At 48.5% G+C, this 20,961-nt stretch carries 18 protein-coding genes; 8 read left to right on the forward strand and 10 right to left on the reverse strand.

Going from position 1 to position 20,961, the window contains the following annotated elements:
- Nucleotides 1-3 precede the first annotated feature (3 nt).
- The gene (locus Mpt1_RS03160; protein WP_048112063.1) at nt 4-1,041 is read right to left on the reverse strand and encodes a pirin family protein; all 1,038 of its coding nucleotides are present in this window, start codon (nt 1,039-1,041) and stop codon (nt 4-6) included.
- Between the two features lie 62 nt (nt 1,042-1,103).
- On the opposite strand from Mpt1_RS03160, the gene Mpt1_RS03165 reads away from it, so the two are divergent.
- On the forward strand, nt 1,104-1,832 hold the full coding sequence (locus Mpt1_RS03165) for a pseudouridine synthase (RefSeq protein WP_048112065.1): 729 nt from the start codon (nt 1,104-1,106) through the stop codon (nt 1,830-1,832).
- A gap of 69 nt (nt 1,833-1,901) precedes the next feature.
- On the opposite strand, the gene Mpt1_RS03170 is transcribed toward Mpt1_RS03165, so the two are convergent.
- From Mpt1_RS03170 to Mpt1_RS03195, 6 genes are all read right to left on the reverse strand, one after another.
- Nucleotides 1,902-3,485: an Hsp70 family protein gene (locus tag Mpt1_RS03170; protein ID WP_048112067.1), complete on the reverse strand. Its 1,584-nt coding sequence runs from the start codon at nt 3,483-3,485 to the stop codon at nt 1,902-1,904.
- Nucleotides 3,482-4,339, reverse strand: a complete 858-nt coding sequence (grpE, locus tag Mpt1_RS03175) for a nucleotide exchange factor GrpE (RefSeq protein ID WP_048112069.1) — start codon at nt 4,337-4,339, stop codon at nt 3,482-3,484. The genes Mpt1_RS03170 and grpE overlap by 4 nt, the downstream gene beginning before the upstream one ends.
- A complete protein-coding gene (locus tag Mpt1_RS03180; RefSeq protein WP_048112071.1) occupies nt 4,336-5,604 on the reverse strand; it encodes a TRAFAC clade GTPase domain-containing protein in 1,269 nt (422 codons plus the stop codon). Before Mpt1_RS03180 ends, grpE begins: the two co-directional genes overlap by 4 nt.
- Before the next feature lie 4 nt (nt 5,605-5,608).
- Nucleotides 5,609-8,629 (reverse strand): zinc ribbon domain-containing protein, encoded by a 3,021-nt coding sequence (locus Mpt1_RS03185; RefSeq protein ID WP_048112073.1) that lies wholly within the window; start codon nt 8,627-8,629, stop codon nt 5,609-5,611.
- Nucleotides 8,630-8,640: 11 nt separating this feature from the next.
- On the reverse strand, nt 8,641-10,719 hold the full coding sequence (locus Mpt1_RS03190; RefSeq protein ID WP_048112075.1) for an Hsp70 family protein: 2,079 nt from the start codon (nt 10,717-10,719) through the stop codon (nt 8,641-8,643).
- A gap of 178 nt (nt 10,720-10,897) precedes the next feature.
- Nucleotides 10,898-11,518, reverse strand: a complete 621-nt coding sequence (locus Mpt1_RS03195; protein ID WP_048112077.1) for an HAD family hydrolase — start codon at nt 11,516-11,518, stop codon at nt 10,898-10,900.
- 68 nt (nt 11,519-11,586) lie between these two features.
- Here Mpt1_RS03195 and Mpt1_RS03200 point away from each other — a divergent pair, with 68 nt between their 5' ends.
- Nucleotides 11,587-13,263 carry a formate--tetrahydrofolate ligase gene (locus tag Mpt1_RS03200; protein WP_148305870.1) on the forward strand — a complete coding sequence of 559 codons (1,677 nt, stop codon included), beginning with the start codon at nt 11,587-11,589 and terminating at the stop codon, nt 13,261-13,263.
- Here the strand turns inward: Mpt1_RS03200 and Mpt1_RS03205 are convergent.
- Nucleotides 13,247-13,936 (reverse strand): tetratricopeptide repeat protein, encoded by a 690-nt coding sequence (locus Mpt1_RS03205; protein ID WP_238603148.1) that lies wholly within the window; start codon nt 13,934-13,936, stop codon nt 13,247-13,249. The two genes, Mpt1_RS03200 and Mpt1_RS03205, sit on opposite strands and share 17 nt — an antisense overlap.
- A 145-nt stretch (nt 13,937-14,081) precedes the next feature.
- Here Mpt1_RS03205 and Mpt1_RS03210 point away from each other — a divergent pair, with 145 nt between their 5' ends.
- Genes Mpt1_RS03210 through Mpt1_RS07865 form a run of 5 tightly spaced genes read left to right on the forward strand, consistent with a single transcriptional unit; the run spans nt 14,082 to nt 18,203 of the window.
- Nucleotides 14,082-15,548, forward strand: coding sequence for a tetratricopeptide repeat protein (locus tag Mpt1_RS03210; RefSeq protein WP_048112081.1), 1,467 nt, complete (start codon nt 14,082-14,084; stop codon nt 15,546-15,548).
- A 1-nt stretch (nt 15,549) separates the two neighbouring features.
- Nucleotides 15,550-16,662 carry a tetratricopeptide repeat protein gene (locus Mpt1_RS03215; protein ID WP_048112083.1) on the forward strand — a complete coding sequence of 371 codons (1,113 nt, stop codon included), beginning with the start codon at nt 15,550-15,552 and terminating at the stop codon, nt 16,660-16,662.
- Nucleotides 16,663-16,666: 4 nt separating this feature from the next.
- A complete protein-coding gene (locus Mpt1_RS03220; protein WP_048112084.1) occupies nt 16,667-17,395 on the forward strand; it encodes an SEL1-like repeat protein in 729 nt (242 codons plus the stop codon).
- Nucleotides 17,396-17,427: 32 nt separating this feature from the next.
- A complete protein-coding gene (locus Mpt1_RS07860) occupies nt 17,428-17,748 on the forward strand; it encodes an SDR family NAD(P)-dependent oxidoreductase (protein WP_052399266.1) in 321 nt (106 codons plus the stop codon).
- On the forward strand, nt 17,745-18,203 hold the full coding sequence (locus Mpt1_RS07865) for an SDR family NAD(P)-dependent oxidoreductase (RefSeq protein WP_052399267.1): 459 nt from the start codon (nt 17,745-17,747) through the stop codon (nt 18,201-18,203). The genes Mpt1_RS07860 and Mpt1_RS07865 overlap by 4 nt, the downstream gene beginning before the upstream one ends.
- Nucleotides 18,204-18,209: 6 nt before the next feature.
- Here Mpt1_RS07865 and Mpt1_RS03230 read toward each other — a convergent pair whose 3' ends face one another.
- Nucleotides 18,210-18,926 carry a nitroreductase family protein gene (locus Mpt1_RS03230; protein ID WP_048112087.1) on the reverse strand — a complete coding sequence of 239 codons (717 nt, stop codon included), beginning with the start codon at nt 18,924-18,926 and terminating at the stop codon, nt 18,210-18,212.
- Nucleotides 18,927-18,937: 11 nt separating this feature from the next.
- Nucleotides 18,938-19,897 (reverse strand): replication factor C small subunit, encoded by a 960-nt coding sequence (locus Mpt1_RS03235; protein WP_048112089.1) that lies wholly within the window; start codon nt 19,895-19,897, stop codon nt 18,938-18,940.
- Nucleotides 19,898-19,997: 100 nt separating this feature from the next.
- On the opposite strand from Mpt1_RS03235, the gene Mpt1_RS03240 reads away from it, so the two are divergent.
- Nucleotides 19,998-20,960, forward strand: coding sequence for a hypothetical protein (locus Mpt1_RS03240; RefSeq protein ID WP_048113764.1), 963 nt, complete (start codon nt 19,998-20,000; stop codon nt 20,958-20,960).
- The last annotated feature ends 1 nt before the right edge of the window (nt 20,961 follow it).

Below are 20,961 nucleotides of genomic sequence, written 5' to 3' on the forward strand. Positions count from 1 at the left end.
ATTTCATAGGGGGGGTCTCTCCTCTCTTCCGTCGGAGAACCTGATGAATCTTTCCGTTCCTTTGGGATGGAATTTGTCTATCAGATCCCAAGGCCACATTTCAAACTCGTTTTTTCTTATATAGTTCATAGCGTCCCTTACGCTCTTGTCATTATCCAGAATGACGGGCCCGAAAGATGACATCTTCTCGCCGATCGGTTCTCCTTCAAGAAGCCAATATATCCCGTCGGAGTCCCCGTTCGTAAAGGTAATATCCTCCTCACCCTTGAGTTTGAACCTCTGTGAAACTTTTAATTCCTCACCGTCGAACTTAACGGTACTTCCCTCTGTGAAGTAAAGATTCCTGTTTATCGTCGGAGAGACAGCAGGAAGTGTCATACTTGACCCGGGAGACATCTTTATAAGCAATATCCTGACGTTGTTCTTCCTGTCCGCTGCCCAGGATATGCTGTTCGGCGGGAGAGCATGTTTTCCTTCAAAGCTCCCGGCAATTATCTTGACAGAATATTCTTTACCAGACCCGTCTTTTCCATTTACGATCGGGATGTTCTCGGACCAAAGCGTCCTGACCTCAGGTTCCGAGCCTTTATCCTTCAATGGCAGGTTTATCATAATTTGAGTAATATTATTTGGATTCCTGCGATCGTCATAAGCAAGAGGATACATCTCATCGTGCAGGTACATGCTCCCCGCAGAGACCCATTGGATGTCTCCGAAACCAAATCTTCCCTCGTTACCTAATGAATCAAAATGATCGATGAACCCCAATTCGGGAATAGTCACGGTCTCGTATCCCCAATGCGCATGCATCGGGAATCCGGGCACCACTTTGCCGTTGTACATTCGGAAACCGTAGATCTTCTTGTAGTCCCTTCCGAGATTCCTTCCTCCGATCTCACTCAGCGGCGGTGCCTGCTGAGCATTCCCTTTCGGATAATCATCTTCGTGATGTGAAACAAAGACGAATGGGTCCTCTGTATCCCAATGTAATTTGAGATGCTGTGTCTTTATGACCGATCCCGTTCTCTTTTTTCCGAACACAACGTTCCCCCGAATACCGAATGAACAATAGGTTAAAAATACCAGCCCCATTACCGTCTGATATGGCCGGAGACGAGGATGGAACGGAAGGGATACGGATCAACAAGTTCCTCAGCGAAGCGGGTACCGCATCAAGAAGGGGATCCGATAAGATCATCGAAGATGGGAGAGTAACTATCAACGGAAGGACGGCGGTCCTCGGCGATAAAGTATTCGATGACGACAAAGTATGTGTCGACGGCAAAGAAGTAAAGAGGGTATTGGAGGACATAATCCTCGCATTCTACAAACCTATGGGCGTGACCTCGACTTCCGACAGGAATGATGAGAACAATGTCATTGACTACCTCGGCTATCCGAAAAGGATATTCTCCATCGGAAGGCTGGACAAAGATTCCGAAGGGCTCCTCCTTATGACGAACAACGGCGACCTTGCGAACCGAATAATGCGTTCGAAGAACGAGCACGAGAAAGAATATCTGGTGAAGGTCAACAAGAACCTGACTGCGGAGTTCATCCAAAAGATGTCAAACGGAGTGCTGCTGGATGACGGTAAGGTGACAAAGAAATGCTTTGTCGAGTCCGAAGGTCCCAGAGAGTTCAGAATAATACTGAAACAGGGATTAAACAGGCAGATAAGAAGGATGTGCGAACAGCTGGGTTATGAAGTAAAGAATCTGAAACGGATGAGGGTTGTCAACATCACTTTGGGCGACCTTAAGGAAGGGCGCTACAGAGATATTTCGAAAAAAGAAAGAGAAGAGCTGTACAGACAATTAGGCCTGAAGTAAAACTTTATTTTCACAAAAATGAAAGGGTTTGAATAGGTTTGAAAAAAAGGGGCGATGCCCCCGGTTTGTTCAGTTCCCTGTTGTGACCTTCTCCATAAGTCCCTGAGAATCTTTGATCTCGGAGTCGGACATCTGGAGTTTGTTCTGTAATTGATACTCAGCGTGCTGGGACATACAATCCACATGCGCAACCAGTATACCTTCATCCGTTGCGACGAATTTTACCGTGATCGGGGTGCTTCTGTTGACACCTACTGGAAGATCCATCTCGAATTCTCCGACGCTGTATCCATCTATGAGCTCGATCCTCTTTCCCTCGTCGTTGTCTGATGCCGAGTTCTCGAATATCTCCACCTTGATGGAGGTCTGCCCGTCTTCGATGGGGTAGTATGTCTTGGTCTGTACGATGGGAAGGACCTTGTTCCTGAAGATAATGTTGGATATCATCTCTTTTCCGTCATCGTACTGCGCCTTGATACCGAATGATTTACTCAGAACGTTATGGACGGTGATCTCTCCCTCTTTGGGAACGATCGTCTTTCCTGCAGCAACTGCTGCCGCCACCTCGTCCGCGCCTACCCAGTTGTGGGACTTCGAGAATATCGCCGCGCCTTTTGCTATCGATTGGTCCGGATCGAACACCCTGACATTTGCCTCCGGATATTTTTTAGAGATGCCGTTCTTTACCTGAGGCATCCTTGAGGAACCTCCTACCAGGATGAGGTCGTCGATGTCTTTCATTGTAAAGTTCTTTGCCGCAAGGACCCTGCCTATTATTTCAATTGTGGTCTGCATAAGAGGTGCGGTGGCAGCCTCGAATTCCGCTCTCGTAATTGTATAGACAGCTTTCTTTCCTCCGACCGTGAGCGTTCCCTTCGTGGACTCTGCGGATGATAACCTCTTCTTGATCGTCTCCGAATCTAGTATCAGTGCCTGTTTCACGTCGTCGTCATCCTCGAGCTCGCTTCCGTCGATGCCGTTCTCCTCACATACCTTCTGTTTGATCAGCTTAATCAGTACCTGATCCCAGTCCTTTCCTCCGAGGAGTCTTTCTCCGTCGGTGGCAACCGCAGTGAATGCATTGCCGTTTATATCCAGAATGGTAACATCGAACGTTCCGCCACCCAGGTCATAGATCATGACCCTTTTCTTCTCCCCTCCGCCTGCGCCGAATCCGAATGCGATCGCTGCTGCGGTAGGCTCGTTGATTATGGTCACTTCCTCGAGGCCGGCGACCTTTCCTGCGGTTTTTGTTGCATCCCTTTCATTCTGCCCAAAGTATGCGGGACAGGTGATCACCGCTCTCTTTACTTCAACGCCGTGGTTGTCATTGAAATCGTTGATCATTTTCCTGAGTATCGCTGCGGATAATGTAACGGGAGTATACTTGTCCCCGTCGATGTCCACTTCATAGTCGGTGCCTATCTGTCTCTTTATGGCTGTAACGACCCTTTCCAATGGATACATTATCGCCATGTCTTTTGCGGGCGAACCGACTATTATCTCTCCGTTCTCATTGAAAAGTATGACCGAGGGCGTTGTGTCCTCCTGCTCAAAATTTTTCTCAACTACCGGGTCTCCGTCTTCGTTTATGTACGCAAGGCACGAGTAAGTCGTACCGAGGTCGATTCCGATCACATATTCATTGCTCATTTTTCCTCATCTCCTTCTGCTTTTCCATTTCCATTTCCAGAATATCTGTAGATCACTACTTTCTCTTTCAAGAGAACGCGTCCTTGGTACACGTACCCGTCCGACACCCTCTTTGCTATCATACCGTTCATTACTTCATCGCCGGTGGGTATGACATCGACGATTCTTTGGTTCATTGTGTTCAGTTTATCGAACTTGCTGGGCCCGATCTGCACGCCGCAGTCTATCAGGATATTCTCCATATCAACACCGTACGCTTCGAACGAACTCAGCACATCCTTTGCTGAGAAACTGTCCAGCTTAGTGTTAATTCCCGCGCAAAGTTTGAAGAAATCCTCTCTCATTGCAGACAGCTGCTCGAGCATGCCTATGAACTTTCTGTTGGCAAGTTCGGTGTCCCTTCTGCTCACGACCGCAGAGTATTCCTTCAGTTGATCTTTTGTTGTTGTGTATTTTCCCAACTCAGATGTCAGATTCTCGATCTTTTTTTCCAGCTCGCAGATCCTATCATAGTTTGACGGTTCGGGTCTTTGTATCACACCGGCATTGGATTGTTCAGCTGCGGTGCCGGCTTCTGCGGCGGGAGGCTGCGCCTCCGGCTGCGGAACGCATGCCGGGGGGATCACAGACGCGGGAGGCTCCTCTTGTAACGGTTCCTCGGTCACATCTTCGATGACAATTGTCTCTTTTTCGAAAAATAACTCGGCTTCCTGCGGTCCTTCAGCAATGTACGCTTCTTTCTGAGGCTTTTCTCCCTCGCCAAGCTCACGTTCATCGCCTTTTGTGTCAACGGAACCTGTGACTAGGAAGTTCTTTAATTTGGCGGTCTTGTTGGATATCTTCTTCTCGGTCATCTTTTCTTCTCCTCCAGACTCTCACAGTTCAGAAGCCATATGAATGGGTCTTCGACGCGCATTGGGGATATTCCTCTGGTCAGAACATTTCCCGTAGGGTTGCTGCCGAGTGCCGATACCGCAAAATACGAGTGTTCCTTGAACTCCTTGACGGTCTGTATAAAACCCTTTGACACTGCTCTGCGCATATATTCCTCGATCTCGGCACTTATCTGTTCAAAATTGGTCCTATCGAACTTTCCTTTCTCTCTCTCAATGTTCAGTGATGAGTTGGGGCCGAACAGTATGCTGCTCTCTTCATCATTCTCGGGGGCTTTCATGAGAACATCGGCCTTTGTGAGAACAACCGCCAGCGGTATCTGTATCTGTTCTTTCATTCTCATGGAATTGTTCGTTCTTATTATGTTTGTGATATCGGAAAGCATGTTGGCAACGTTTGCTCCGACGGGGGGCTTGTTGTCCATGCGTATCCTGTTGTTGATGTAAGGTATCTGGAGCGGATCGACAAGGAACACGATGCCTGATGCCCTTGATATGAATGAATTTAGGTTCAGACTCATCATCTTGTTCGTGGAGTCCATATCCTCCCCGGCAGTGTCGAAGAACGCCAGTGTATACACACGGGGAGAATCCCCGCCCAGGAACCTGAGATAATATATCATCGGCTCCCTTGATTCTCTGCTTTGTTCGAAAGAGAGAGTCGGCGAAAGTTTCCTTCCTTCTTCGAACAGTCTCTTGTAATACATGTCTCTGTACTTCAGAGTAGTACGGTCGGTGGCGGGACTCATTGTGGCTCCGAACTCCGGAGAGAATGAGTTCCTCAGTTGATTTATCAGCACTGCGATGTAATGGCTTTTTCCTACACCTTTCGGCCCCAACACTACGAATACGGTACTCCCTTCTTCCTCCGCTCCCTGCGGAATAGGGTTGTGGCAACCCGGACATAGTCTTTTATAGACCGGTTTTTTACAAATATCGCATATCCCCGACGCATTCCTTATGATGTGGTACTTCGTTGTCACGGGCGACAGGCCGGCCGGATCTTTCCCGAGGAAGATCGAGTTCTCCGGGTCTATCTCCTCGTCTATATTTTTGGATCTGTACTTACGTGCGGTCTTTTCATCAAGTTCCCTCAGGAACATCTTAGTGCATGCCGGGTTCGTGCACTGATAATGTATGTCTTTCAGATCTACCGAGGCAAAGCAGAAAGGGCATGTGTATTTTGATGAGTGGGGGTGTGTTTCTATTTCCTGTTTCTTTGCCATGTTCTCATCTCTCCTTGTTAAGCGGGTGTATGAATTTGAACCCGTTATAGTCCTCTTCCTTGGGGAAGAAAAGCCTCGTTTTGTTGATGTCTACTTTGTCTTTCACAATGAACGTCACGACCGCCTTCCCAGATGTGAGTGGAATCGGCTTGATGGAGGACCATATCGATTCTCCGTCGTTGATCTTAAGCGGTATCCCTTCTTTGACTGCCACTGCCGTTATGGGGGGGAGTTCCTTTGCACCATGTTCAACAGTTATGCTGAGCGCGATCTTCGTCCCCATATTCGACTCTCCTTCGACCGCCATGGAGTACCGGACCTTGCTGGAGGCGCCGGAATAAATATCCAGCGTCATACCGCGGGACGGCATCTTCTCTCCCGAAACATCGTACATGGCATATATCGTGACGACCCTTTTTTTAGAGTTGCCCATGGGTATCCTGACCATCTTGTCTTTGTTGTATCCTTCACGGGTGATCGTTATCCTTTCTGCATCCATGTCGTCCGGTCCGGTCGCTACGGATGAGTCCTTTATCACGAACACTGCCATTTCCGCACCGTTGGGCCAGGTCATTGTGATGTCGCAGTCGTTTCCACTCATGGTCTTCAGAACATCTCTGAAGGGTTTCAGATTGGCAACCATGATGTCTTTTCCTCTGACAGCCACCTTTCCGGCCGGTATCATCGGATAAATGTACTGCACAGCGCCGTCAGGCAGGAGGAACCTCATTCCGTTCTCGTATGACTCCAGAGGTTGTATCTCTTTCATCCATGCATTGAGGTCATCGACCCTGACGGTCCTTCCGAACATGTTGACCTTTTTAGGGGAAGAATAGAGCACCACTTTCTCTTTTCCTTTCCATTTTGCCGTGAATGAACCGTCAGCTTTGTTCCATCTGATCTCCATGTCCCTTACTGGCTCCGGAAGTTTTGTGGTTGTGAATGAGAAAGCATTTCCCATCGATCTCTCGATGCGCCCTTTATTTTTGTATTCGGCAACGAAAAGATAGTGGTATTTCACTCCTCCTTTCAACCCATAATCATCGATTACATTGCCGCCATCGTGCATGATCTCTACTTCCTCTCCCGCACCGGCCGCAGATGTGCCCTCTTTTCTCCATACACGCACTTTCGAGCTGCCTTTTGGTTTCTCATAGATCAGTCGGAGTCCGCCCTCGATGGGTTCAATACTTACATTTTCGACCTCTTTAAATACCATTATAGGACCGCATGACGCTGCTTCTCTGGAAAGTATCCCCCACCTTTTCGAATAAATTGAATAATAAACGTCAACGCCGGGGTCCATGGTCTTGTCCAGGAAAACGCTTCCGGGTATCTCTGTCAACGGGACAGTATCATCTGTGACCACCGGAAGGGAGTCTTTTCCTCTGAATATGCAGAAGGTCATGCCCGTTCTTTCCTCGGGAACCGCGAATTTTATCAGCGCTTTCCCTTCTCTCACCTGAACTGTCGCATCTGCCGGCGATTCAGGAGGATGCTCCTTCATTTTTGCTTTGGCGACAGGATGGTCCGGGCATATCTCTACCGCCGTCACATACATCATCATGATGTTGCTGTGGTCCTTCGATGCTGCCGCACGTCCGCAAATGCCGTCCGCTTCGGTTATCTTCTGTACCGCCTCATCGTACTTCCTTTCGATGTCCGGGTTGTTCAATATCTTTGTGAAATCCAGTTTTGAATCGTCTATTGTGCTCCTGAGTGCATAGAACTTCCTTTGCTTGTAAAGAAGGTCGATAGAGTTGATCAGTTCCGCATACTTTGCTGAAAGGGGCTTAAGATCATTCTTCATCCCGGGTATTGCCGGATATGTGGAGTATATGCGCTCTATCTTCGCTATGCAGTCAGCAGCCTCATCCACCATCCCATACGACATTGCTATCCTGAACTTCTTCTCGAGGTCCTTCGCTTTATTGAACCCATCCTGGAAATCAAATCCGCATTTTATGCATGCTTTGTTCCCCGATGTCTGCACGGTCCCGCACTGGGGGCACTTGGTCTTTATGCTCGCTCCGCAGACCGAGCAGCACATTATATTATCGCCTGTCTCGACAAGAGCATCGCAGTATACGCACGTGGTGAGTTTGCTTTCTTTGGATGAGAAGTTCGCGAGATATTTCTTCTTCACGCAGTAATCTTCCAATATGGCAACCGCCATTTGCGGGTCGATGTTGGTGTTGCGGACAAACTTGTTGATCATATCGTCTATGTATTCTCTTGTGAAGGGTTGGCCGTAATCCTCGTCCATCATCTGCTTTGCAGGGCCGAGTACTCTCATGCATTTACCGTATTTCACAAGATTAGAAAGCTCATGATCGGAACTGAGAAGGAGTTTGAGCGACCTTAACGTCTGGATGTACGAATCTTGATTGGGGAGCACTTCTTGTCTTACGGTGCCCACTCTCTTTTCACATGCTTCGAAGGATGCCCTTATCTGAGTTAAAGAACTGCCTTCGTCAAGCGGGCTGATATTTATCTCGAGATCTTGGTTCCCGATAAGGTCATTGAGGACGTCCATCGGAGTAAAAGATTGAACATCCTGAAGCGCTTTGAAGGCAGATATCACTTTGTCGCTGACCACAGGTTTTGCCGAGATGTTCTTGATGCCTGCCAGATTGATCATGTCGTCCTTGCTTACACCGTCCCACTGGAGCTTTTTTATAAAGTTCTCTGCGGTGCCCGGTAAAAGCATGCGGTTTCCGTCATGGAGTATTATAGAATCCCTGTTCAGCCTTGTTGCCTTGGCTTTGAGTATCTTCTTTCCCGCTTCAAACTCTTTGGACCTCAGGACAGGATCCTTCATGACGCGATACATATCGGGCACCATGTCCAACCATGTGCCGATCAGGAACCTGCGGTCAAGATCGTTCTGTTTATCTTTACTCTCTTTTTTCCACTTGCCCTCTTTGGCGGCGATCTTCTTCTCTATCGCGTCGTAGGTGTACGTACTCTCTTTGAGAGGATTCAGACCTATCAGGCGACAGTAATTCTCTCTGTCCTCGGCCATCGGTCACATCCTCAGCGGAGCCTTCCCTTGACTTCTGCACTACCAAGCCTTCCCATGCTTTCACCCGAGCTCTCACGCATCCCCATTGAACCTGAGTTAAGTGCTCTGGCTATCTTACTGAACGATTCGCCCAAACGGTCAAGCGTGGTGAACATGGCGCCTTCTTCGACCGTAGATATCTGCTTCAGGAAGCTTATGTCCGCCTCGCCAATTCCTAAACCAACAACTGCCACGTTAGCATTCCTGCAGGAAAGTGCTTCGCTTACCGCAAAGTCCCTCTTTCCCCATATGCCGTCGGTAAGAATGACTATCATCTTGCCTCCGGGACGGTTGGCCATCATTGACATCGCAGTACCCATCGGGCTTGCGTCCGTCCCTCTTCCATACACGTTGACCTTAAGGCTGTCGAGAGCAGTGATGATTGTATTTGTGTCACCGGTCATGTCTCTCATGATACCGACCTTGTCGCCGAAACCGATTAGACCTATCTTTGTGTTCTCGTCCGCTGCCGCGATAACGAAGTCACGGATGTGGTTCTTTACCTCTTCGAGGGAATTCCTCATACTTCTTGAAAGATCGATGCACAGTACCACATTCTTCATTACTGGGCCGCCGGTAGTGTTGGCGCTCGGAGATCCGCCCATCCACGATATATCCTCGGGAACCGGCTCGGAAACGACCTCCAGACGCTCTCCGTCCTGATAAGCGGACACTTTTACCACACCATTCTCGTCGTAGGTATATTCGATATCTATCAAAGCGCCGTTCCCGTCGTTGTAGAATCCCGTGATAACGACTTTTGCGAGAACATAGCAGTCCAGCGGGATCTTGCTCTCCCCCTGAAGTGTATAGACCTCTATCACATCTGTCGGATTACCGGGGCTTATCTTGAATGGCTTCTTGACCGATGACGGAACTTTGGAGTTCCTTTTGATCATTATCTCGTTGATGTATCTGTCCCCTCCGGGACTTTCAGCCAAAGCACCGAGGCTGTGGGCAGTAACATCTGCTATCTGAACCTCTCTTACCCCCGTATGCGTGCCGCAATACAGCTCAGCTGTAATTGCCGCGCCTTTTGCGACGGCCAGGTCGGTGTCGGCATGATCGATCACAGGTCTGCCTGAGACCATTTCTAAGAATTTAGGTACCTGAGGCATCCTTGTGGATCCTCCGACAAGCAAGATCTCGTCCACATCTTTCCAGGATTTTCCCAGATCATTGAACAATTTCATGCATACATCGTTAGTCGCATTGAGGAGGAACTGGGTCCTCATATCGAATTGCTCTCTCCTCAATACATACTTCCCGGAATAGCCTTCATATTTTATCTGGATCGCTACGCTGTCTGATTTGGTAAGAACTTTTTTGTAATTCTCCGAGGCAACGATGAGCTCATTCTTTGCTGACTCATCGTCTCTCGGATCCACGCCGAACTCTTCAAGGAACTGTTCGCATGCGAACTTAACGATCGTCGCATCCCAGTCCTTTCCTCCGAGAAGGTGGTTGCCGTCCGTCCCTATGACCTGTATGTTGCCTTTGTTTATCTTTACAAGCGTCACATCGAACGTCCCGCCGCCCAGATCGTACACGAGCACGGTCTTGTTGGACTCTCTGGTGTACCCATAGGATATGGCGGCGGATGTGGGTTCGTTTATGATCTTCATCACCTTAACGCCGCACGCTTCTCCTGCACGAATGGTCGCTGTCCTCTGGAAGTCGTTGAAGTACGCCGGGACGGTGATTACGACAGAATCGATCTTCTCCTTTACTTTCGCTTCCGCGTCAGTTATCAGCTTTTTGAGAAGCATCGCAGAAAGATCCTCTGCGGTATACACCTTACCATTTGCTTCAACAGTAAAACTGTTGTCGCCCATGCCGCGTTTGAAAGACGCCGCAATTGTGCCTGCGCCTCCAGCCTGCATGTCTTTTGCATCTTCTCCGATCAAAATCTCTCCGTTATCCAAGAAACAAATTACTGAGGGGGTCAACTCCTTTTCGAATTGGTTGTTGATCACTTCGGGCCGAGATGTTTTCTTGTCATATCTTGCAACTGTAGAGTACGTTGTTCCCAGGTCTATACCGACTTTCATATCCCATCATACGGAGGTAGCGCACACGCGTATAAAATATATTTCCCATGGCGCTACGAAAATCGAAATCAGAATTAAGCCGACAGATTAATTTTTTAAATTTCGGTTTTGAGATTACGAAATTCGTAGTCGTTCGTTCCGACCGATGCCAGACGTGCTATCCTCATATGCCAGATGTTCAGACCTCATCTAAACTGCTGACAAAAAGGTCGCATTCGTCACAAGACATATCCTCACAGTTTCTGTTTATCAAAACCGTGAAAAGGCCTGCACTCCTGCCGGCCGCAATATCATTGACGCTGTCACCTATCATAACGGATCTGTCCGATCCGGCTCCCATCTCCGACATACACAACAAAACCGGCTCCGGATCCGGTTTCGGCAGTGCCACTCTTTCATACCCGACCAAAGATGAGAACCGCTCCAATACACCAAGCCTTGAGAGGATCTCCCTTATCTGCGATGTGTACGAGTTTGAAACAACACCCATTATCTTCCCCTCGTTCGAGAGGCGGTTCAAACATCTTTCCGCATCGGGGAACAATCTCACTTCGTTCAAGTATGACCTCTCATAGGTAGTCAAAACAATTGATACAAAATCTCTGTATTTACACGGTGAATTCGGATAATATCTTGAGAAGATGTATTCTAAAGGAGAACGGACATATTCGTTATACAGTGCAGGCTCATAAGGGATATCGAACTCTTTGAACCCTGCCTTGAAGGCTTCCTCGTATCCTTTCCTGGAATCGACTATCGTGTTGTCCATGTCGAATATGTAGAAATCGTATCCTTTCATTTCAAACAATACACAATAATATGTGTCATATTTATTTATTATAAGGCAATCAGTGCTCAGTGAGTCAATTGATGGATGACATCCAGATTGCGGAAGCGGCCAACGCAAAAAATATCATTGAAATCGCAAGATCTATAGGTCTCAGCTCTGAGGACATCGAACAATATGGGAAGTATATAGCAAAGATTCCGCTTGATGTTCTCTCAAGGTTCGATAAGAACAAGAACGGAAAACTTATCGTCGTAACAGCGGTGACCCCTACTCCGGCAGGAGAAGGAAAGACCGTCACGACCATCGGCCTGATACAAGGTCTCAGCCATATAGGGAAAAAGGTCGTAGGCGCGCTCAGGGAACCATCCATGGGCCCTACGTTCGGTGTTAAAGGGGGAGCGACGGGGGGAGGTTACTCTCAGGTCTATCCTATGTGGGATATCGACCTTCATTTCACCGGTGACATACATGCGGTCTCATCTGCCCACAATCTGCTGTCAGCAATCCTGGAGAACAATCTCGTAAGAGACAATCCTCTGATGATCGATCCGTCGAGGATAGTTCTGAAAAAAACGATGGACATGAACTGCCGCGAGCTCAGACAGATCATTGTAGGCCTCGGGGGGAGCAGGTCCTCCGGAGGTGTTATGCATGAGAGCGGATTCCTTATCACTTCCGCCTCGGAGATATCTGCCATTCTTGCTCTTGCTACCAGTTACAGCGACCTCAGAGAGAGATTAGAGAAGATGGTCGTTGCTTACACATACAAGAACGAGATGGTGACCGTCAAAGACCTTGGATGCGTCGGTGCGATGATGATATTGCTCAAAGACGCACTCAAACCCAACCTCGTCCAAACGCTGGAAGGACAACCGGTGTTCATTCACGGATTCCCCTTCGCGAACATAGCGCATGGTAACAACAGTGTGATCGCAACCAAATACGCAATGAAGCTCGGCGACTATGCTGTCACGGAGGCGGGATTCGCCGCCGACCTCGGAGGAGAGAAGTTCCTGGACATTGTTTGCAGGCAGGCGGGGATAGCACCCGATTGCGTGGTCATCGTTGCTTCCATCAAGGCACTGATGACACACGGAGGAGGAAAGCTCGAAGAACCCGAGACCCTGACAAAGGAGACGCTGGTAAGAGGCCTGTCGAACCTTGACAAACACATCAAGAATCTCAAGAGCTACGGTGTGCCTGTGGTCGTTTCGATCAACCACTTCTCATTCGACGATCCGGAGCATATGCAGATACTGCGCGATCACTGCAAGGATCTGGGTGCGGAATGCGTACAATCCGATGCCTTCATGGAAGGCGGAAAAGGAGCGGAAGAACTGGCCAGAAAAGTTGTGGAAGTTATCGGAAAGGTCAAACCGAAATTCAAAATGCTGTACGCAGATGATGTTCCGCTCAAGGATAAGATCGAGGCGATCGCGGAGAAGATATACGGAGCGGACGGAGTGATATTTTCTGTTGCGGCAGAGAGTACACTTAAGACCCTTGAGGAGAAAGGGTATGGAAAACTCCCAATTTGTGTTGCAAAGACACAATACTCCCTTTCTGATGTAGCTGAACTTAAAGGTGCACCGAAAGGCTGGAAGCTCAATGTGAGAGAAGTGGCTTTGTCGGCGGGAGCCGGGTTCGTCGTTCCGATCTGCGGTACAATGACACTCATGCCGGGACTGTCGAAGACCCCTGCCGCCATGAAGATGGATCTTACCGAGGACGGAAAGGTCAGAGGGCTGAAATAACTTCGGCATCTTCCATAGCATACCAACGTTCCGCTTCATCCTTATCTACGGGAACACCGTCCCCCATTTCATACATGTTACCTAAAAGGATCTGAGCGCCCCTGTGTCTGTTCATTGCCGCGGAAGTGAGCCAGTTCAGGGCTTTATCGATATTCTTTTCAACGCCGTATCCTGTTTTATACAGCTGTCCGAGCACGAACTGTGCTTCCGAGTGTCCCGATTCAGACGCAGATGTGAACCATCTGACCGCGGCGTGAAGATCTTTCTCTGTGCCGCCGCCGTCGAAGTATATCAATCCCAGTTCATATTGAGCGCGCGGGTCGCCCATAGTTGCCGGCGTATTCAGAAGCTCAATGGCTTTTTTGATGTTCTTCTCGACCCCGTATCCCTTGCTGTACATTTTTCCTAAGAAGTACATGGCGCCAAGATTGCCGTCTTTTGATGCGAGCTCGAACCAATGTTTGGCCGCAGAAAGATCCTTTTTGACCCCCTGGCCTCTCGAATATATCAGGCCGAGATAGAATTCCGCATCGACCGATCCTTTGTTGGCTTGTGCTGAGAGTATTGAGAACGCACTTGCGTAGTTCTTTTCAGACCTGGTCCTTATTATAAATTTGGCCCATTCCAACGGTTCCATCTGACTTTCAAACGGAATGCCGGAATCCTCATGCATGGACAGCAATAATGGAAGGTAATTATAACTTTTATGTCTCTATTACATTATAGAGAAAATATTTGAGAAGGGGCATGATTTTAGAATGATTTCATTCTGGAAATGGTCACTAAAATGATAAATACATTCGACATATGGAGTAATCATGCCCTCGGAAAGGTATGACGGCAGTTTTTCAGAAGCACGTTCGCACATGGACTGCGCATCGTCGAGATACGATCTGAATAAAGCAGCTGAAATGCTTGAGAGGTTGTCCTCCGAAGGCAACGGCGCAGCTCAATACCTTTTTTCCCTTTTCTTATTGACGGGGACATCTGTTCTGAAGGATAACGTAACGGCAACGGACCTGCTGGTCCTTTCTGCGGCGTCCGGAAATGAGGATGCGATCATACTGAAGGACGAGATCGATAAAAACGTCAACGCCGCTGAACTCGACAAACTCATTTCACTTAAATTAAGGGGTGAACAGAGGAACACAGATGCATGCAGGGAGCTGTTCGATATCTACACCGAAGGAAGACCCCCCGCGAAGAAGAACCACCGCGTTGCGATAAAATGGTACACTATCTGCGCAGAAGAGGATGATGTATTCGCACAGAACACAGTAGGATTCATGTATCTGATGGGGAAGGGCGTCAGCAAAGACAAAGATAAAGCTGTGTTCTGGCTGAAAAAAGCGGCTGAGAACGGCAGTGCCGATGCTATGTACCACATGGGGGAAATGTACGAGACGGGGCTTTGCTTTACCGAACCAGATATCAAGCAGGCGCTTATATGGTATCAGCTCGCCGCGGAAGCCGGCAGCGCAGATGCCCAATATTCTCTCGCTGCCATTCACTCTGTCCAAAAAACAAGACAATTCGACCCCGCAAAGACCGTTCACTATCTTGAAAAAGCCTCTGCACAGGGACACGGTGAGGCACAATATCAGCTGGGAATGATGTATGCCTACGGCAACGGTGTGAAACGGAATGAAGAAAAGGCCGTGAGTCTACTGGAAGCCTCTTGCAGGTCCGGATTCCAACAGGCGATGGTAGATTATGCGAACATGAGATTCGAGGGAGATGTCCTGAAGAGGGACCCTGCGATCGCCGCCGAATGGTTTGAGAAGGCGGCCGCATCATGCAACGGTTACGCACAATACGCTCTTGCCGTTATGTATGGGAACGGAGATTACTACAATAAAGACGATAAAATGGCCGTCAAATACTTCACCGAGGCTGCGGAGATGGGGGAGGTCAACTCTCAATACAGCCTCGGCTGTTTCTACTATGAAGGGAGGGGAGTGGAAAAAAGCGAGAAGGATGCCGCACTGTGGTTGGGGCAGGCTGCTGAACAAGGACACCCGGGCGCAAAAGCATTCCTCGGAATGCTTACGATCAACGGCAGAGGTGTGGAACAGGATATTGACGAGGGCATGAGGCTTTTGAACGAATCCGCAGATTACGGATACTTCGAAGGACAATTTTACCTCGGAAAGATCTATATGGAAGGCAAGATCGTAAAGAGAAACATACCGCGTGCGAAAAAATATCTTTCGATGGCGGCAAAACAAGGAGATCCGGATGCGAAAAAACTCCTTGAAAAAATAAAAACTGAGAGGATGCATTGATATGCCCGGAAGGAACACGAATGACCTGACCATATTTCAGGATGCTGAAAGGGGAGACCCGTATGCAAGGCTTGGTCTGGCCTATATGTACCACCATGGGAAGAACATCGACCCCGATTCGGACCTTGCTGTCAAATGGTACATAAAATCATCCAATTCCGGATGCTCACGGGCAAAATGGGAGTTAGCGAAAATATTCAGAGACGGAACGATAGCCGAGAGAGATAATGAAAAATTCATTAAGTATCTGAAAGCGGCGGCGGAATCGGGGGTTCCGGAAGCAAAGGTCGAACTGGGTATCGCCCATCTTATCGGCGACCATGTGGAAATAAATGAGGAACGCGCATTCCAATGGATCAATTCCGCAGCGCGTCAAGACAATCTGATGGGACAATTCATATTGGGTTACATGTATGGGAACGGAATCGGCGTTGACCGTGACCTATCCAAACGTGAAGAATGGTATACAAAGATCGGTCTCCGGGGGAACGGTGAGCTGTTCTATTGGATCGGCAGGAATTTCGAATACGGTCTGCTGAATATCAAGACAGATCCCTACGAAGCGGGCAGATGGTATAAGATGGGGGCCGATATGGGGCACGAGAAATGCATCTTATGCTGGCGTGCCGTGCTTTCGGCCCTTGACGGCGGTGCACGCGACTCTCTTGAGGAAAGAGAAGCAAGAATTATGAACACAGGCGTTGAAAAAGAAAAGCTTGTCAGAGAACAGGCACTCGTCACCGCAGACAGATTCTTTGAAGAGGGTGACGATGAGAAAGCGTTTTCCTTCTACAGAATGGCGGCAGACCTCGGAAATCCGGATGCGCTGTTCACATTAGCAATGCTGTACCATACGGGAATACACGTGAAAAGGAATGATAATACAGCCATCGCGTTGTTGACAAAAGCATCATTAGTGGATTCTGAAGACGCGCAATTCATGCTCGGCATGTTATATGAAGAAGGGAGAGGCGTCAAGAAGGACAAAGAAGAAGCCATAAAATATTATACAAAGGCGGCAGCCAACGGATACTTGGCAGCCTATTACCGGCTCAGCCTCTATATGGACAATCCCGAGATACATGTCAGAAACTCGGTAGCGGTCATGAGGTGAGCGCATGGGATTCAAAGAAGTGATGGATGCCGCTTCGGGAGGCGATCCTCATGCGCAGAATGCACTGGGTTACATTTATTTTGATGGCAACGGCGTGCAGAAGGATCTCGACAAAGCGTTCATGTGGTTCCGGTTGTCTGCTAGGCAGGGCGATCCGGAAGGACAATGCAACATGGGTTATATGCTCACCCACGGATACGGTGCGAACCAGGATGTCGAGAAGGCGTTCGGGCTGTACAAGAAGTCGGCAGAACAGGAGTATACCAGAGCTCAATTCAACCTCGCCCACATGTATTCGGAGGGTCTCGGTACCGAGCAGGATTGGAACGAGGCCCTGAAATGGTATACGAAGGCTGCTGAGAACGGCAGCATGGCCGCGTACTACAGAATAGGCGTTATGAAAGAGGAAGGCAGAGGCATACCGTCGGACGAGACGGAAGCTATTAAGATCTATTCCAAATGTGTTGAACACGGGCACCAAAAAGCTATGTTCAGGCTCGGAATGATGATATTCGAAGGTAGAGGATTGAAAAAGGACCCAGACAAAGCGGCAAAGCTGTTGATAAAAGCGGCAGATGACGGAAACCCCGAAGCGATGCTGCAACTTGGAAAGATGTCGCTGAGCGGGGAGGGGATGGTAAAGAGCAGCAGCAACGCCATGAAGTGGTTCAGGAAAGCTGCCGCAAGAGGTAATGAAGAAGCAAAAAACATTATCGGGGATACGTCGCCCTGACATATTGGTCTCGAGAGTAACGAAGTGTTTTTATGAATAAAGTGGCGGCCATAACTGGAACAACAAGCGGCATCGGATATGCTTTATGCGAGAGATTCGCAAAGGAAAAAACAGACATCATACTGATATCCAGAAACAAAGAGAAGCTGATGAAACAACAGGAAGACCTTCAACAAAAATATGGGATCAAGGTGTGGTCCATCCAACAAGATCTTGGGCAGGCGGGTTCGGCGCAGACCGTCTTTCAAAGACTGTGCGAATTGAATGTCAGCGTCGACTATCTAGTCAACAATGCCGGATTCGACGTGTCCGGAAGGTTTGTTGACACAGATATCGAAAAAGAAAAGAAATGATACAGCTGAACGTCGTCTTTATCACAGAATTCACCAAATTGATCCTTCCTGGAATGGTAGAGAGGAAGAGCGGCAGGATATTGTTCTTGGGATCGATGGTGGCATATGCTCCGTGTGCCTTGAACGCCGTATATTCGGCATCGAAAGCATACGTCCTTTTCTTTTCAAGAGCGATAAGGACCGAACTGAAAGGTACCGGCGTCAGTGTGACAGTCCTTTGCCCCGGAGCGACGGAAACAAACTTCGCAAAGAGATCCGGCCTGGTGGGGACTCAGGCTTTCAGCAAACATGTCATGAGTGCCGAAATGGTTGCGGATGCGGGGTATGAAAGTATGATGAAGGGTAGAATAAAACACACTCCGGGGCTGTACAATAAACTCTTGGCATTCTCATCGAGGATCCTTCCCGCATCCTTCGTTGACGGATATACAATGAGGATCTTCTCGAAAAAATGACCGGTCTCACTGGCTTTTCTTGAATTCGGCCGGTGTGCCCATTGAGAACTTACCGCCTGCCGCCAATTCGAAGTGAAGTTTGGTTATACCAAGGTCGATCATTGTCAGATTCCCCTCCGGTATATGAACGGAGAGTTTTCCGTCAGAATAACTGAATCTGGCCTTTTGACTGTTCATTGCGGTCGGTGCGAACTGGACTGCCTTCATTGCCGACTCTATCCATTCCGGTACCTCCTTGTTCCCGCCGAGGAATTCGGATATGCTTTTTGTTTTGCGGTGCGGAGCGTTCGGGACCTTTGTCGAAATGCCCATGCCTTCTTCACCGTATCCGATGGAAATAACGCATACAACAGTCTCGTCGTCCTTTGTATCCAGGGATTTGCTCCTTTTATTGAAGCCGGCCACCCAGCATGTGCCCAGTCCGTGATAAGTTGCCTCGAGCACTACTCTCTCCCCGTAATATCCGCACTTCTCTTTCAGATCCGGATCATTGGTCTTTCCTTTGACCACTATTGCAGATCGGACATTCTTGAAGTTTATTGTAAGGATGGATTTGAAGGAGTCAAAATTCTCTACGAACTCCATTGTAAGCCCGGAGATCTCGTTAAGTTCGGAGATCGATTTCTCAAGGAGTTCGATCTTTTTCTCTTCTATCCTCTTGTCAAGGTACTTTCTTACAGATGTCCGCCTCCATATCGCATCGTAAAGGTCTTTGTCGTACATTGTTCCCCTCTTTATCTCTTATTTCCGCCCATCATCACCAGGTATGCCAGCAAGGCTTCGAGCTGTATCCTCTCGTTGCTTCCCTCTACGATCCTGAACTCGATCTCTCCGGTCTTGTCGATCAGCCTGACCTTCTCGGAATCGGTTATGCTGAGGTCATAGAATGATGTGTGTATCTGCTTGATAACGTCCTGTCCGGAAAGGCCGTACGATATCATGATGTTATCAAGCATATCTCTGGCACCGATGAAATTCCCCGCTAATGCCGTCTCCATCATTTTCTTTATTTCTTCGGGCTTTGCCATTCCCGTTGTCTGATAGATAACATCCATTGTGATCTGCTTTCCTAAAGAGGCTGCGACCTGAAGCGAGTTCACCGCACGCCTCATATCTCCTCTTGCAACGTGGACCAGTCCCTCTAAAGCATCACTGTCTATCTTCACTTTCTCTTTTTCGACTATCTTCTTTAGATAATTCTCGATGTCCTCTTTTTGAAGAGGACTGAACCTGAACACCGCACATCTTGATTGGATGGGGTCGATGATCTTAGACGAATAGTTGCATGAGAAAACGAACCTGCACACTTTTGAGAACTTCTCCATCGTCCTTCTGAGGGCCGCTTGTGCGTCCGATGTCAGATTATCTGCCTCGTCGAGGAATATTATCTTGAATTCAGCTTTTCCGAGAGGTGCGGTCCTGGCGACCTCTTTGATCTTTCCCCTTACAACATCTATCCCCCTTTCGTCCGAGGCATTCAATTCGACGAAATTCCCTTTCCATTCGTCACCGAATAACCCTCTTGCCAATGCGATGGCGCATGTTGTCTTCCCGGTGCCTGCCGGGCCGGCGAACATAAGGTGGGGCATATTGCCTGACGAGACGTAAGCTTTGAGCCTCTCGGTGATATGTTTTTGACCAACTACTTCGTCAAGGTCCTTCGGCCTGTATCTCTCGGTCCAAATCTCGTTCATGGCTAACGGCTCTCCATGGCATATGTGTATGATAAAAGTTTTCTGAAAAATGATTGCCGATAACAAGATTAATTATGAGCTCGGTCATTTCGAACATCATATGAAAGTCTACGATGCCTATAAACTGGCGATAGAGACAGGGATCAAGAACGACCCGAGACCGAAAGAAGAGGTCAATATTGTCTTGAAGAATGCCAAAGAAGAGTATGACAAGCTTCCCAAGAACAAAAAAGAATATTTTGACAAAGAGAAACTCTGGAACCCATATTCCGACTCCAGGCTCTCCTGGGGCGAAGAATTGGCAAAAGAAACGGAAGCGGAGAGATTCATCTGGGGCATTGACATCGGTACCGGAGAGATCATGCTTGCCGACCGTCTGAAAGAGAAGGGTCAGAAGATATCGGCCGTGGTCGCACATCATCCAACGGGCATGTCTAGGACCCCTTTCCCGGAAGTAATGTGGATGCAGACGGATATGTTCCACGATGTCGGGATACCGATCAATATTACCGAAGGGTTGATAAAAACGAGGATGGACGAGGTCTCGAGGAATGTCATGGGCTCAAACTACAACCAGCCCGTGGATGCCGCCAGGCTTTTGGACATACTGATGTTCAATATCCATTCTCCCGCAGACAACATGGTGCAGCTTTACCTTGAAGATCTCATAGAGAAGGCCGAACCGAAATATCTGGAGGATATTATCGACCTTCTTATGACCGAACCCGAGTTCAAACTGGCTTCGAAATACAACGACCCGCCGAAGATAATGGTCGGAAACAAAAAGAGCCGCTGCGGAAAGGTAATAGCGAAAATGACGGGCGGAACATCCGGCCCGAAGGAGATGTATGAAAAACTCGCTCAGGCCGGGGTCGGTACTGTTGTGGGGATGCACTTCCCGGAGAATCATCTGGAAGAGGCAAAGAAACAGAACATCAACATGATCATCTCGGGCCACATGGCTTCCGACTCACTGGGAATAAACAGAATATGCGATGTCTGGGAGAAGAAAGGCATCGAAGTCATCGGCTGCGGCGGATTCATGAGGTTCAGCAGGAATTAAC

It is taken from the genome of Candidatus Methanoplasma termitum (genome assembly GCF_000800805.1).
GTDB lineage: Archaea > Thermoplasmatota > Thermoplasmata > Methanomassiliicoccales > Methanomethylophilaceae > Methanoplasma > Methanoplasma termitum.

Coding starts and splice junctions, on each gene's coding strand:
- grpE (WP_048112069.1), bottom strand. CDS start 4,339: ATGACCGAGAAGAAGATATCCAACAAGACCGCCAAATTAAAGAACTTC.
- Mpt1_RS03180 (WP_048112071.1), bottom strand. CDS start 5,604: ATGGCAAAGAAACAGGAAATAGAAACACACCCCCACTCATCAAAATAC.
- Mpt1_RS03235 (WP_048112089.1), bottom strand. CDS start 19,897: ATGAACGAGATTTGGACCGAGAGATACAGGCCGAAGGACCTTGACGAA.
- Mpt1_RS03170 (WP_048112067.1), bottom strand. CDS start 3,485: ATGAGCAATGAATATGTGATCGGAATCGACCTCGGTACGACTTACTCG.
- Mpt1_RS07860 (WP_052399266.1), top strand. CDS start 17,428: ATGAATAAAGTGGCGGCCATAACTGGAACAACAAGCGGCATCGGATAT.
- Mpt1_RS03240 (WP_048113764.1), top strand. CDS start 19,998: ATGAAAGTCTACGATGCCTATAAACTGGCGATAGAGACAGGGATCAAG.
- Mpt1_RS03230 (WP_048112087.1), bottom strand. CDS start 18,926: ATGTACGACAAAGACCTTTACGATGCGATATGGAGGCGGACATCTGTA.
- Mpt1_RS03210 (WP_048112081.1), top strand. CDS start 14,082: ATGCCCTCGGAAAGGTATGACGGCAGTTTTTCAGAAGCACGTTCGCAC.
- Mpt1_RS03215 (WP_048112083.1), top strand. CDS start 15,550: ATGCCCGGAAGGAACACGAATGACCTGACCATATTTCAGGATGCTGAA.
- Mpt1_RS03220 (WP_048112084.1), top strand. CDS start 16,667: ATGGGATTCAAAGAAGTGATGGATGCCGCTTCGGGAGGCGATCCTCAT.
- Mpt1_RS03205 (WP_238603148.1), bottom strand. CDS start 13,936: ATGCATGAGGATTCCGGCATTCCGTTTGAAAGTCAGATGGAACCGTTG.
- Mpt1_RS03185 (WP_048112073.1), bottom strand. CDS start 8,629: ATGGCCGAGGACAGAGAGAATTACTGTCGCCTGATAGGTCTGAATCCT.
- Mpt1_RS03190 (WP_048112075.1), bottom strand. CDS start 10,719: ATGAAAGTCGGTATAGACCTGGGAACAACGTACTCTACAGTTGCAAGA.
- Mpt1_RS03195 (WP_048112077.1), bottom strand. CDS start 11,518: ATGAAAGGATACGATTTCTACATATTCGACATGGACAACACGATAGTC.
- Mpt1_RS07865 (WP_052399267.1), top strand. CDS start 17,745: ATGATACAGCTGAACGTCGTCTTTATCACAGAATTCACCAAATTGATC.
- Mpt1_RS03165 (WP_048112065.1), top strand. CDS start 1,104: ATGGCCGGAGACGAGGATGGAACGGAAGGGATACGGATCAACAAGTTC.